The sequence below is a fragment of the Spongiibacter nanhainus genome (assembly GCF_016132545.1).
GTDB classification, from domain to species: Bacteria; Pseudomonadota; Gammaproteobacteria; order Pseudomonadales; family Spongiibacteraceae; genus Spongiibacter; species Spongiibacter nanhainus.
Genome location: NZ_CP066167.1, coordinates 2,772,236 through 2,784,574, shown reverse-complemented (window position 1 = coordinate 2,784,574; position 12,339 = coordinate 2,772,236). Strand labels below are relative to the sequence as shown.

The following is a 12,339-nucleotide window of genomic DNA, read 5'->3' as shown; positions in this document are numbered from 1 at the left end:
GCCCATGATTGCGTCAACACAAGGAGAAAATAATGAGTGACCAGGAGTCTAAGCACGCTGTCGACAAAACCAAGCCGGTGCTGGTCACCGGCGCCAGCGGATTTGTTGGTAGTCACACGGCCCGCTTGCTTACCGAGCAGGGGCGCAAGGTGCGGGTACTGTTGCGTAAGTCCAGTAATACTCGTGCTCTGGATGGGCTTCCGGTGGATATTCATTACGGCGACGTTCTTGACCCGCAATCCCTGCGCGACGCCATGGGGGGCTGCGCCACTGTCTTTTACAGCGTTGTCGATCCGCGCTTTTGGCTCACCGATACCAAGCCCCTGTATCGCAATAATGTCGATGGCCTGGTCAACGCCATGGACGTTGCCTTGGAGCTGGGTGTCGAGCGCTTTATCTTCACCAGTACCATGGGCACCTTGGGGGTAAATCCCAACGGCCCTGTCACGGAAGATATCCCCTTTAACTGGTTGGACAAGGCGCCCCCTTACATCCGTGCCCGACTGGAAGCGGAAAATGTCTTCCTCAAGTATTGTGCTGAAAAGAAACTGCCCGGCGTGGCACTGTGTGTAGCCAATACCTATGGCCCTCAGGATTATCAGCCCACCCCCCACGGCAAAATGGTGTGGGATATGTCTTGTGGCCGGGTCAAAGCCGCGCTGGATGCCGGTGCTCCAACAGTGGACATTCGGGATGTGGCGGAAGCGGCGGTCGCCGCTGAGGAAAAGGGGCGGCTCGGCGAGCGATACATTATTGCCAATGAATACATCAGCAATCGAGACTTTTACACCTTGGCGGCTGCAGAGGGCGGTCAGCCACCGCCAAAAATTATCCCAATGTGGGTGGGCTATATCGCCGCGACGGTAATTGAAAGCATCTTGAAGTTGCTGCGGAAAAAAGACTACCTGGTGCGCAAGGACGCGGTGTATTTGTCCGAAGTGTTTCGCGAGATGGATCACAGTAAGGCCACCCGGGATCTGGATTGGCACCCGCGCCCGGTCGCACAGACCGTCAAGGATGCCGTGGCCTGGTATCAGGCCAATGAATCCATACTGGATTCGTCGGGTCATTAGCAACGGGGTTTTCTAATCTGAAGCTGCTTGATTTGCGATAAAAAGAAAAAACGATAAGGCATGAGATATGACTAACAGCCAATTGGTTGAACAGTTTTTGGCGGGTCTGTCCGAGGGCACAGTGGATGATGCTCTGCTGAGTGACGATATGGTGTTTTGGAGCGTCAACTCTGGACAATCCGAAAAAGCCCGCTTTAAGCAGGGTATTGCACTGCTGGCTCAGGTTGCCAATAACAGTATTGTTTATCACCTAGACTCCCTGATTGTTGACGGAGATAGACTGGTCGCCGAAGTGAGTTCCGAAGGCACTCTGATCGACGGCAGTAGTCTGGAAAATCAGCATGTTTTTTTGTTCACCCTGCGGCAAGGGCGGATCGCTGAAGTCAGGGAATTTATGAACCAGTATGTGGTGGCGGAAAAAGTGGCGCCACTGATGCAGAAGCTGATGAGCCAACAGTCCTAGTCGACAACTAATACGGTGCCGATGGTAAACAAATCTTCAAGAGAGCACGGCCCGAAATAATAAACGAGAGAATCCCATGAGCCAGTTTGATGAACAGGTGGACTTTGTTGTGGCGGGTAGCGGCGGCGGTTCACTGTGCGCCGCGCTGGTGATGGCGGCGGCGGGGAAGCGAGTCGTAGTATTGGAAAAAACCGAGTTTGTCGGCGGCACCACCGCCCGCTCCGGTGGCGTGATGTGGATTCCAAACAATCCCTTTTTGGCCAGGGATGGCATTGAAGACAGTCTTGAAAAGGCGCGGCGCTATCTCGATTCGTTGGTGGCCGATGAATCCGATGCGCCGGGATCAACACCTGCGCGCCGTGACCGTTACCTGCGGGAAGCGCCGGCGATGGTGGATTATCTGACCCAACAGGGCATCCAGTTGGACCGGGTTAGCTACTGGCCGGATTACTACGACGAACGGCCCGGCGCTTTGGAGCAGGGCCGTTGTTTGGTTGCCGCCCCGTTTAATATTAATCAACTCGGACCCTGGAGAGAGCGCATGCGTCCAGGCTTTCTGGAAATGCCGGCGACCCTGGAAGAGGCGCTGGTGATTCCCTATTTCAAGCGCTGGTCCAAGGCTCGTAAAACGCTGTTTAAAGTGGTTGCCAGAACAATATGGTCGCGACTGACGGGTAAGCGTTATGTTTCAGCCGGGAAGGCCCTGCAGGGACGGATGCTGTTGGCGGCGCTGGAAGCCGGTGCCGATATCCGCACCTCCAGCCCGGTAAAAGAACTGATGGTGGAAGGCGATAAGATTGTTGGCGTGGTCACTGAGCAAAATGGCCAGCCCTGGCGGATTGCTGCTGCCCAGGGTGTATTGGTTGGAGCAGGTGGCTTCTCCCATAACCAGGCCATGCGGGATCGATACCAGCCGGGCACCTCAACCCGTTGGTCCAGCGCTCTGCCCAGCGATACCGGTGAAATGATTGTGGAGATGCAGCGCTGCGGTGCCGCAATCGCTCAGATGGAAGAGATGGTGGGCAACCAGTGTGTGCTGTCTCCCGATAGCCAAGAGGGAGAAATCCAATTTGGTGCCCAGGGGATTACCGCCAAGCCACACGCCATATTAGTGGACCAATCAGGCCGTCGTTACATGAACGAGGGTGGCTCCTATATGGCCTACTGCAAAAACATGCTGCGCCACCATGCCGAAACGCCGGCGGTGCCGAGCTGGGCCATTATGGACAGCCAGTTCTTGGCCAAATATATGTTGGCCGGGACCATGCCCGGCAAGAAAAAGCCCGACCACTGGTTTGAATCGGGCTTCCTCAAAAAGGCAGAGTCCATTGGCGACTTGGCAGCGATGATCGATATCGATCCCGATACCTTGCGAGCCTCTGTGGAGCGCTTCAACGGCTTTGTCGATGCCAATCACGACGCTGATTTTGGTCGCGGTGCCAGGGCTTACGATCGCTGGCTGGGGGACCCCCTGCAACAGCCAAACCCGGCGCTGGGTAAAATAGAGCAGGGGCCGTTCTACGCTGTGGCGGTGTATCCAGGGGACGTCAGTACCTATGGCGGTGTGGTTACCGACGACAAAGCCAGAGTGCTGCGTGGCGATGGCTCGGTTATCGAGGGACTTTATGCCTGCGGCGTGTCTACCGCCTCTATGATGGGGCGGTGTTACCCGGGAGCGGGAGCCAGTGTGGGGCCGTCTTTGACCTGGGGATATATCGCTGCCCAAGAGGCGCTGGGTGCAGCGCCGCAGTAACGCTTAGTGTCGCTGGTGCCGCCAGTGATTCAGAAACTCGCTGATCTGGGGATCGTGGGCTTCCAGGCCCGGGTCCAGTGGGATATCAAAACTGTTTACCGCTGAACCCAGTACGCTGTAGTTACCCACCAGAAAAATCATATCCATGATTTCTTTGTTGCTGTAAGACTCAGCGAGCGCCGCCATTGTGCTTGGGCAGACACGGTCTTTTTCTACAATGTCGTCTACGGCCTGCACCAGTGCGGCGTCGTTGTGTTGCCAACCTGGGGCTTCAGGGCCCTGTGTAACTCGCTCGATGTCCTCGCTGACAAGCCCCGCCCGTTTGCCTAAAATAATATGCTGAGCAAACTCGTTGTCAGCGCGCCTTAACCAGGTGGTGCGAAGAATGATGAGTTCTTTGTCTCGAGTGGACAGCAAGGTGTCGATGGCGACATGTTTATTAAGCGTTAAAAACGCTTTTGCCAGCTCTGGGTAGTGGGCAAGAAAACCAAGAATAGCGCGACCTCGATGGTCATCACTGTTTTCTTGCCACTTGCTGTATACAAAATTCAGGCTGGAGGGAAAGGCGCCCAGAGCGTCGAGAATCTCCTCGGTCCATGCTTGCGGTGGAATGGGGGCGATTGTTGGGGTAATTTCCGCTGACATTGGCTCTATTCCGTAATTGTCGACATCTGACTCTGAGGCTGCAGGCGACTGACTATTAAACAGCACTGTGCAATAAAAAAGAAGGGCTGCAGGCTTACCGGTGAGGTAATGATTTATCAAAGAAGACAAATTGAACATAGACTGTAAACCTCTCGGTAATCACAGGCGTTAGCTTATGGGAATGCGTGTCTTCGGAGGGCTTAGAGCAGTCATGATTGGCTGCTTAAACCTTTCTGTTTGTGTTATCCAGCACGCCGCCTAGGTTGGCACCACCATCGACTGGGATAACTAGCCCGGTGACTTGTAACGACATATCGCTGGCCAGATACAGTGCTGCCCAGGCAACGTCAACTGGGGTACCTTGGCGCTGAAGCGGTTGGTGTTTAGCAATAGCCGCAGACATGTCGTAGAAGGTCATACCGGCGGGGATTCGACCTGGAGCGATACAGTTGACACGAATACCGTACTCAGCGACATCACGAGCAATGGATTGACTAAACTGGATTATCCCGGCCTTGGCGGCGCGGTAAGTCAATATGGGCGGGCCCGGGTTCAGTGCACCCAGGGAAGTAGTGTTAATGATTGAACCGGCCCCCTGCTTTTTCATCGCCATCGCTGCATAGCGGCTTCCAGTCATAACACTGAATAAATTGACCGACATGACCTTGTCGAAATCGGCAAAATCATCATCGAATAGGCGCGGGTGGACGGCACCGGAAAAGCCAGCGTTGTTGAACATGATGTCCAGTTGGCCAAACTCGTCGACCGCATAGTCCACCAGTTCACGCATTTGCGCTTCAATTGATACGTCGGTTCGCTTGTAGCGGGCGTTAGCACCTAGCTCGGATGTTAATTCCTCACCGACCTGGTCATTGATGTCGGCAACCACGACTTGAGCGCCTTCGTCGATAAAGCGCCTCGCCGTCGCGCTGCCCAAGCCGCCGGCTGCGCCGGTGATGATGGCAACTTTGCCCTTAAGCAACGATTTCATCGCGGTCAGTCCAGGCTAGTTAGTGACTTTAGTGGGCAACTCGATTTCCGCCTTCGCGGTAGCCATAACCGCCCCGAGTTGATTGTTCATTTTGAGGTCGACCTGAATCAGGTGGCGGCCTTCATCGTCCTTCAGCTTGTCGACCACGGTAGCTTTGAAGAGAGTGATATCGCCCACCAGGGCTGGCGCGCGATAGTTGGCCTTTGAGTGCACGACTTGCCCCCATTCTCCAGCCCAGCCAGCTAGATAGTCGAGAATCCAGGCGCCCATGGAAGCGCCGTAGCCGTATTCGCGGGGCATGCCTATCCGGCGTGCCCAGTCGCCGAACAGGTGACCACGGGATGGACCGAAGTAGGCGCCGTCGGTCAACTCCGGGTTGTCGCGTTCCATCACCGGATCATTTTCGTGACCGGCAAACTCCTTGGTATAGCCCATGGATTCCATATCTACACCGGGGCGATGGGTGCTGCCCCAAATGCTGAACAGGTAGGCGCGCCATTCGGTGGTCAAGCTGGCCACGCTGTGGGGGCCGATAACGCGGCCGGGCAGTGCGTCGCCGATGTTTACATCGTCCCAGTAGCGTTTGCCGTGACCCAACTCGTGCATCATCTTGATGTAGTCGTATTTGCGCTCCTGCAATTCTGCAATTTCCGTCTCACTCCACGCCGGGGCCTCGCTGGCTTCCATGGCGCCTTTTTCAATGGCGGCATCGCGACGATAGCGGATCGCGGTGGAGCGCTGTTTGGCGACAAAGTCGCCGTGCTGGTTGTAGTAGTTGTTATCGCCCCTTTGAAAGCAAGTGGGGCCGGCAAAACCCGTTTCCTTGATGGTGTAGTCGTAGGGAATCTGCTCGTTACAGATATCATCGCCGGCAAAAATACGTGGGCCGTAGAACCACCACTCGTCGCCGCCAAATATCAAGTGGGAGTCGGGGATAAATCCGGCACTGGCGGGCCATGCTCCGTGACCGTTATCGGTTGCAATGGCGAAGGATTGCGGGGCGACCAGTCGGCCGTAGCGACCCTTGGCGGCAAAATCGTGGTCGTAGTGCAGCAGATTGGGGTAGTGCATGGCCTGCACCCAGCGCCGGAAATCGTTGTTGTGCAAGGGCTCTTTCATGCGCGCCGGGGCGTGCATGAGTTTGCCTAGGTAATTGTCGAGATCGGAACAATCCAGCTCGGTGCTACTCATGGCTTTTTCCCGTATTCGTGAGTTATGACGTTTGCTCTGAGCTGGCATTGGCGATCAAAGGCCAAAGCACTTCATCGGCAAGCTTGTTGCAGAAGTATTCGTTGACCTGGGAAATCTTGCCGTTTCTGAGGGTGAACACCATGCAATACTGATTGTGATAATCGTCGCCGTTAAAGGTCTTGCCCTTGCCGTCAAATTCGACGATTACGCGTTCTCCTTCCGCCGTCACCGTCTGAATTTCAGGTTGCAGTCCCTCCGGGAAGATCTGGGTGAAGGCCTCAATGGTCCCGACGATGGTGTCGTACTCACGTACCCCGGAGAAATTGCCATAGCCCTTGGCAACAGTGATGGCATCGCTGTTCAGACAGACGGCAGCGGTGTCGCGGTCGCCTGCGCCCATGGCTTTAATAAATTTTAAAACCAGTGCTTTGTTTTCATCCAACATCGTGTGTTGCTCCTCGGTTTTGCTGATGCCGCGCAGGGCCAGCCACAGGGTATGCAGATAATTGAGCATTTTTTCGGTCAGGCTCAATTGCGGTGTGACGGCGGCGGTTTGTTCGATTTCCGCTTTCAGGCTGGAAGCAAATGATTTTGCCAGTTGCGGCAGCAGGGGTTTGCTCATCGCCTCCCACATCGGCGCCATGGAACCGCTGCCGGTGACTTCAACCTCCAGAGTGATTTCGGTCTGTCCTGCACTGACTTTGCTGGCGCGGTACCGACCGGTGCCGGTGACGGGCTCGTTTTGCAGTTTGAAGGAGAAGTTCACCACCTCCGGTCCGGCCCACTCGGTGACATCCACCATCACGTTCACGGTTTTGACCATGCCACCAGCGCCGACCTTGATCACCCATTGGGATTCATTGTCACTAATGACTTGACAATCCTGGCAGCCGGGAAACAGGTTGGCCCATTTTTCAATGTCTTTTACATAGTTCCAGACGGCGTTGATGGAGGCATCAATGCAGATGCTGTGTTGGGCATCGATCATTTGAACGCTCCACCTTCTATCGCATTTTGCAGCAAATTGCTGGGTTTCCCTGCCGCGTGCAGGCCAGCGAGGTAACCGTGGGTAATGCCGCGGGCGTTGGTGATGCCGCTTTGCATCAGGGCGCCATTATCGATACGTACTTGTGAGTTGCCGGTGACGTACAGGCCTTTAATCGGCTGATTGTCCCACCCCATGGCGCGGCAGTGCTGATCGGCCAGTATGCCGCTACCGGTAATGCCGCCACCGGCCATGCGATGCAAGCGCACCGCGTAGTAAGGGCCCTGATTGAGTGGCCCCATATTCGGATTGGGTTTGTTATTGGGGTCACCCGCCATCATCGCGCCCCAGGGAAATGTGCCGCGTTTGAAGTCCGGGTCTTCGCCGGTTTCGCAATAGCCGTTGTAGGTGTTGATAGTTTCCTTCAAGCCGGCGGCATCGATGCCGGTTTTTTCGGCCAGTTTTTCCAGCGTGTCGGCGGTTACACCCAACTCGGCGGGCATGGCTTCGCCGGGCATCACGGAACCGAAGGGATATTTTTGGCGGCACTGATTGTCCATTACCACCCAGCAGGGATAGTTTTTATAGGTCTGGGTCATGGCGTCGATTTCTTCCAGGCCGAAGTACACCGAGCGATAAAAAGCTTCATTGGCAAAGCGCTTGCCGGCATTATTCACCACCAGTGAACGGGGTAGGCCCATAAAGGGCAGGGCGCCACGCCACAGTGGCACGCCTTCTTCCTGTTCTTCCCCGGGTACGTGAAAGCCCAGCATGCTGACATCGGGGACCCGTGCTATCTGTGCGCCGGCTTCACCGGCCATGCGCAGGTGCATGCCCTGGATCGAATCCATTACCATCGATACCGGGTCGAGCATCGTGCCGATACGACGGCTCAATTCCTTTTTGCGTTCAAAACTGCTGACACCCAGCACAACGCCGCGATTGGCTTTGACGAAAATGTCCTTTCCGTTCTGAATGGCGCGCAGACCAACCACCGTGTCGCCATCCATTACCAGTTCTTCAGCGGAGGTATTGGTGTGCAGGGGGATATTGCGATCCAGCGCACCTTTCACAAAATAAGCGGCCAGACCGGGACCAGCGCAGCGCTCGTCCTTGGCCATACGCTCACCCATCACGCTGTAATCCCAATTCACCATATTGGCCATGCCGCCGTTGCTGAAGATATCGTCGTGGGTCATGGAGTAGGGCACGTGGGGCGAGACGCGGGTTTTATGCTGCCACTCCCCCAGGGTTTCAGCGGGGAAGGGTTCGGCTTCCAGACAACGGCCTTCCGGCGTGCTGCCTTCGATGTAAGGGTAGTAATAATCCGGCAGGTGACGCACCAGAATCATTTTCAGGCCAATGGTTTTTTCGAAGTATTCCAGTGCCACCGGGGCGTGGATAGCCTGATTCTGCACGGCCCAGGCCTCGCTGTAGCCCATTGCCAGATTGGTGATGTACTCAATGCCTTTTTCGATGGAATCGTCCAGGCCCAGTTCTTTTTCGTAATGGTTGCCCGGTATCCACACTTCGCCCATGGAGAAGGCGGTGACGCCGCCAACCTGGTCGGATTTTTCCAATACCAGTGCGCTGGCGCCGTGATCGTGAGCGGTTATTGCTGCACCCAGCCCGCTGGCACCGGAGCCGATACAAACGACGTCTGCTTCCATATCCCATTTTGTCGGTGGTGTTTTTATCATTTGTCGATACCTCAAAAACAGAAAATTGTTTAGGGGCTTAAGTGCACCCAGATTAAATTATGGTTTTGCTCTGTATATGGCTGAGTGCTCTTTAGCTAGCTAAAGGCTTCCTCGCCGACCAATGTGCAGCGATGCATAACGCGGCCACTGTCCAGCGGGTAGGGTTCGGCGCGGTGCAGTACGCCGGTGTTATCCCATATCAGCAAGTCGCCGACCTTCCACTCGTGACGATACACAAAACGCGGCTGGGTGGCCCAGTCGATCAGTTCCTTTAGTAACGCGTCGCTTTCAGCGCGCTCCAGGCCCACGATATGATCGGCGTGACAACCGATCACTAGAGACTTGCGACCGTTTGCATGCTGCCATACCAGGCGGTGGGTGGTGTCGGGATTGGAACGCCAGATAGCGAGGTTGCGTTCGGTGGCTTCAATACCCGCGCGGCGCATGGAGGTTTCCACGCTGTGAACGACCTCCATGTTCTCAATGCGTGCTTTCATGTCTTCAGAGAGGCTTTCGTAGGCAGCGTAGGAGTTGGCGAACTCGGTTTGGCCGCCGGATTTGGACAGTACCTTGCCACTCAGCATGGTGGCAAAAGGGGGAACCTTGTCGTGGGTGCCATCAAGGTGCCATAGCCAGGACCCCTTCAAATAGTCCGCGTTTTCATTCAAGTTTTTATCAAGTGTGATCTTGTAAATTCCCCTGCCTCCTTCCATGCGCACGGTGCCTATATGGCCGGCCAGGGTCAGTTGCTGGTCGTCGTTCGGGTTGAGCTCACGAAAGACTAAAACGCCGCGTTCTATCAGGAGCTGGCGCAGTTCCGCGCCGTTTTCAGGGCTAAGAATGGCATCGACGCTGGCGTGGATCTGGGAACCGATGTCTTCCTTGAGGGGGATGGCTTCGAAGGTCATGATGAGTAACTCGTTGATGAAATCGATATTTCGATATTGTGCCTGCAAAAATTGAAATTAATAGTACATGTGGGTACTATTAATTTGCAAGCGGTTGTCTCTGCTCAATCTGTTGGTATCGTCATCCATACCGATTTATCAGCTTGTTATATCCAGTAAATTATGACGTCAGGAGCACCGCTCCGGTGGTGTAGATTGATTTCAGTTATTTTGAATTAATACTTGATAGTACCCATAAATCTGTTTTGGAATTCTGAGGCTAAATAATGATCAATGGCATACCCTCTATCATCCATGGGCCCGCGCTCGACAGTGAGGAGGGGATTGGGTCCTTGACGCTGGGCAGCTACCTCGAGGAGGTGTGCCAGCGCTACGGGGCTAACGAAGCGGCAGTGATCCACTACCCGGATGGTAATGTGGAGCGGTGGAGCTACCAGCACCTTTGGGAGCAGGCCAATGACGTCGCTCGTTCACTGCTGGCGCTGGGTGTGGGTAAGGGGACACGGGTTGGCGTGATGATGACCAATCGTCCCGAATTTCTCTCCAGTGTGTTTGGCATCGCGCTGGCCGGGGGGGTGGCAACCACGATCAGCACCTTCTCTACAGCGGACGAACTGGGTCAAATACTGAAGCAATCCTGCTGCAGCCTGCTGCTGTTTGAGAGCGAGATTCTGAAGAAAAATTTCAGTGAATTGCTGGTGTCTCTCGAGCCTCGTATTACTGAAGCGTCTGCAGGGGCTTTGCATTCCACTGTCTTTCCCTTCCTGCGATACCTAGCAGTTGTAGACAACGATGCTGAAAATGGTGCCATCGAAAGCTGGCGCCGGTTTATCGCCCGCGGTGAGTCAATAGCCCCGGCATTGGTGGCACAAACCCATGAGGCCGTGGCACCTGCCGATCCCGGTGTGTTGTTTTTCTCATCGGGCTCCACCGGTAAGCCCAAGGGAATACTCAGTGCCCACCGTGGTGTCTGCCTGCAATTGTGGCGCTGGAGAAAATGGCTGGCCTTGGAGGAGGGCGTTCGCAGTTGGTCGGCAAATGGCTTTTTCTGGTCAGGGAATTTCGCCATCGGGATCGGCGGCGCCCTTTCTGCGGGGGGGACGTTGGTGTTGCAACAGACCTTCCAGGCGGAAGAAGCGTTGTCGCTGATGGAAAAAGAGCGGGTCTCCTACCTCTTTGCCTGGCCCCATCAATGGAAGCAATTGACGGATGCGACGAATTGGTTGAATGTCGACCTGTCTTCACTTTACTACATTGATGTGAAATCCCCCATTGCGTCTCATCCGACCGTAAATACCGATTATGTCGAGCCGACCCATGCCTACGGCAACACCGAGACTTTCACCTTGAGCAGTGTGTATCCCGCCTACACTCCTGAAGATGTCAGCGTAGGCAGCCACGGCAAGCCGCTTGCAGGCAATACCATCAAGATTGTCGACCCGCTTTCCGGCGACATTGTGCCTCTGGGTGAGCATGGCGAAATCGCCGTCAAGGGACCGACTTTGATGTTGGGTTATGTGGGTATTCCGCTGGATGAGGTGCTGGATAGCCAGGGTTTCTTCGCCACTGGCGATGGCGGATATGTGGATGAAGAGGGGCGTCTGTTCTGGACCGGGCGATTGAATGACATCATCAAGACCGGCGGTGCCAACGTGTCACCTGTGGAGGTTGACTCCGTTCTGGCACGCTGCCCGGGGGTAAAGGTATCGCAGACTGTCGGTGTGCCGGATGAACTGCTTGGCGAAGTGGTGGTGGCCTGTATTGTGCCACTGAGTGACGCGAAGCTCAGTGAGGATGAGGTCAGACAGTTTGCCAAGCAAAGCCTGGCCAGCTACAAAGTGCCGCGTCGCGTACTCTTCTTTAGTGCTGAAGATTTGGGAATGACGTCTTCTGCAAAAGTTAAAACGTCGGAATTACGGGAACTCGCGACCGAAACTTTGCTGGCAGAGTCGGGCTAGTTATTACCATTCGTCGCGAGACGACAATAAAACATGGATTGATTGTTTAATCCATTTTTTTCGGGCAGCGGGGCTGACTTTTCTACCGGTGAGTAGAATATTCATGTACCAGCCGCGAATCATATAAATAAATACTTCGGCGACGCTCTCTGGATTTCGGCATGGCAGACTATCGGCGGTAGCGCATTGCTCTATAAACTCAGCAATGCGCTTGATCCCGCGCTGTGTCCGGTCAGACGCGGCGATACCCAACTCGGGAAAACGTGCCGCTTCACTCTGCATCAAACGGTTTATGCCCACCATGTCGGGTTGTAAACTGCGGCGCAGCATGTGCTCGGCGTAGGCCGTTAACCCTTTCTCAATAGAATAACTTCTGGCTTTGACCGGGAGTATAGCCTCTGGGGCGAGACTATCAATCTGAAGCTGTAAGACGGCGGAGAAAAGCTCGCTCTTTGATGCAAAGCGGGAATAGAGGGTGGTTTTGGAGATGCCCGCCGATGAGATGATGTTACTCAACGACGAACCACCGTAACCGTGTTGAAGAAACTCATTGAGTGCTACATTGAGAATATGCTCTTCGAGTTCGGCAGCGACTTTGGAACTCGGCCGGCCTCGGCCTCTTAGTGGTGCAGGAGATGATTTTACAGAAGGTTTTGGCATGAATTCATAGAA

11 protein-coding genes are annotated in these 12,339 nt (G+C 54.8%); 4 read left to right on the top strand and 7 right to left on the bottom strand.

The genetic code is table 11. The features are described from left to right. Positions 1 to 32: 32 nt before the first annotated feature. The 3 genes from I6N98_RS12745 to I6N98_RS12735 all read left to right on the top strand — a co-directional run bounded on the left by I6N98_RS12745 (position 33) and on the right by I6N98_RS12735 (position 3,289). Entirely contained in the window at positions 33 to 1,073 is a 1,041-nt protein-coding gene (locus I6N98_RS12745; protein ID WP_198568730.1) for an NAD-dependent epimerase/dehydratase family protein, read from the top strand. 67 nt (positions 1,074 to 1,140) lie between these two features. Continuing rightward, a complete protein-coding gene (locus tag I6N98_RS12740; protein WP_198568729.1) occupies positions 1,141 to 1,536 on the top strand; it encodes a nuclear transport factor 2 family protein in 396 nt (131 codons plus the stop codon). 76 nt (positions 1,537 to 1,612) lie between these two features. Next, entirely contained in the window at positions 1,613 to 3,289 is a 1,677-nt protein-coding gene (locus tag I6N98_RS12735; protein WP_198568728.1) for an FAD-dependent oxidoreductase, read from the top strand. A gap of 3 nt (positions 3,290 to 3,292) precedes the next feature. Here I6N98_RS12735 and I6N98_RS12730 read toward each other — a convergent pair whose 3' ends face one another. From I6N98_RS12730 to I6N98_RS12705, 6 genes are all read right to left on the bottom strand, one after another. Beyond that, on the bottom strand, positions 3,293 to 3,934 hold the full coding sequence (locus I6N98_RS12730) for a carboxymuconolactone decarboxylase family protein (protein WP_198568727.1): 642 nt from the start codon (positions 3,932 to 3,934) through the stop codon (positions 3,293 to 3,295). 223 nt (positions 3,935 to 4,157) lie between these two features. Then, a complete protein-coding gene (locus I6N98_RS12725; RefSeq protein ID WP_198568726.1) occupies positions 4,158 to 4,925 on the bottom strand; it encodes an SDR family NAD(P)-dependent oxidoreductase in 768 nt (255 codons plus the stop codon). 15 nt (positions 4,926 to 4,940) lie between these two features. Continuing rightward, on the bottom strand, positions 4,941 to 6,116 hold the full coding sequence (locus I6N98_RS12720) for an FAS1-like dehydratase domain-containing protein (protein ID WP_198568725.1): 1,176 nt from the start codon (positions 6,114 to 6,116) through the stop codon (positions 4,941 to 4,943). A 22-nt stretch (positions 6,117 to 6,138) separates the two neighbouring features. After that, the gene (locus I6N98_RS12715; RefSeq protein WP_198568724.1) at positions 6,139 to 7,104 is read right to left on the bottom strand and encodes a nuclear transport factor 2 family protein; all 966 of its coding nucleotides are present in this window, start codon (positions 7,102 to 7,104) and stop codon (positions 6,139 to 6,141) included. Continuing rightward, positions 7,101 to 8,801: an FAD-binding protein gene (locus I6N98_RS12710; protein ID WP_198568723.1), complete on the bottom strand. Its 1,701-nt coding sequence runs from the start codon at positions 8,799 to 8,801 to the stop codon at positions 7,101 to 7,103. The genes I6N98_RS12715 and I6N98_RS12710 overlap by 4 nt, the downstream gene beginning before the upstream one ends. A gap of 95 nt (positions 8,802 to 8,896) precedes the next feature. After that, positions 8,897 to 9,709 (bottom strand): TauD/TfdA dioxygenase family protein, encoded by an 813-nt coding sequence (locus tag I6N98_RS12705; protein WP_198568722.1) that lies wholly within the window; start codon positions 9,707 to 9,709, stop codon positions 8,897 to 8,899. Positions 9,710 to 10,041: 332 nt separating this feature from the next. Between I6N98_RS12705 and I6N98_RS12700 the strand changes: the two genes are divergently transcribed. Beyond that, positions 10,042 to 11,667 carry a class I adenylate-forming enzyme family protein gene (locus I6N98_RS12700; RefSeq protein ID WP_198568721.1) on the top strand — a complete coding sequence of 542 codons (1,626 nt, stop codon included), beginning with the start codon at positions 10,042 to 10,044 and terminating at the stop codon, positions 11,665 to 11,667. A gap of 3 nt (positions 11,668 to 11,670) precedes the next feature. Here I6N98_RS12700 and I6N98_RS12695 read toward each other — a convergent pair whose 3' ends face one another. Continuing rightward, complete coding sequence (locus I6N98_RS12695; protein ID WP_198568720.1) at positions 11,671 to 12,327, bottom strand: TetR/AcrR family transcriptional regulator; 657 nt, start codon at positions 12,325 to 12,327, stop codon at positions 11,671 to 11,673. Positions 12,328 to 12,339 lie beyond the last annotated feature (12 nt).

Excerpts from the sequence above, each read along its gene's own strand:
- I6N98_RS12745 (WP_198568730.1), top strand. The coding sequence starts at position 33 with ATGAGTGACCAGGAGTCTAAGCACGCTGTCGACAAAACCAAGCCGGTG.
- I6N98_RS12740 (WP_198568729.1), top strand. The coding sequence starts at position 1,141 with ATGACTAACAGCCAATTGGTTGAACAGTTTTTGGCGGGTCTGTCCGAG.
- I6N98_RS12735 (WP_198568728.1), top strand. The coding sequence starts at position 1,613 with ATGAGCCAGTTTGATGAACAGGTGGACTTTGTTGTGGCGGGTAGCGGC.
- I6N98_RS12730 (WP_198568727.1), bottom strand. The coding sequence starts at position 3,934 with ATGTCAGCGGAAATTACCCCAACAATCGCCCCCATTCCACCGCAAGCA.
- I6N98_RS12725 (WP_198568726.1), bottom strand. The coding sequence starts at position 4,925 with ATGAAATCGTTGCTTAAGGGCAAAGTTGCCATCATCACCGGCGCAGCC.
- I6N98_RS12720 (WP_198568725.1), bottom strand. The coding sequence starts at position 6,116 with ATGAGTAGCACCGAGCTGGATTGTTCCGATCTCGACAATTACCTAGGC.
- I6N98_RS12715 (WP_198568724.1), bottom strand. The coding sequence starts at position 7,104 with ATGATCGATGCCCAACACAGCATCTGCATTGATGCCTCCATCAACGCC.
- I6N98_RS12710 (WP_198568723.1), bottom strand. The coding sequence starts at position 8,801 with ATGATAAAAACACCACCGACAAAATGGGATATGGAAGCAGACGTCGTT.
- I6N98_RS12705 (WP_198568722.1), bottom strand. The coding sequence starts at position 9,709 with ATGACCTTCGAAGCCATCCCCCTCAAGGAAGACATCGGTTCCCAGATC.
- I6N98_RS12695 (WP_198568720.1), bottom strand. The coding sequence starts at position 12,327 with ATGCCAAAACCTTCTGTAAAATCATCTCCTGCACCACTAAGAGGCCGA.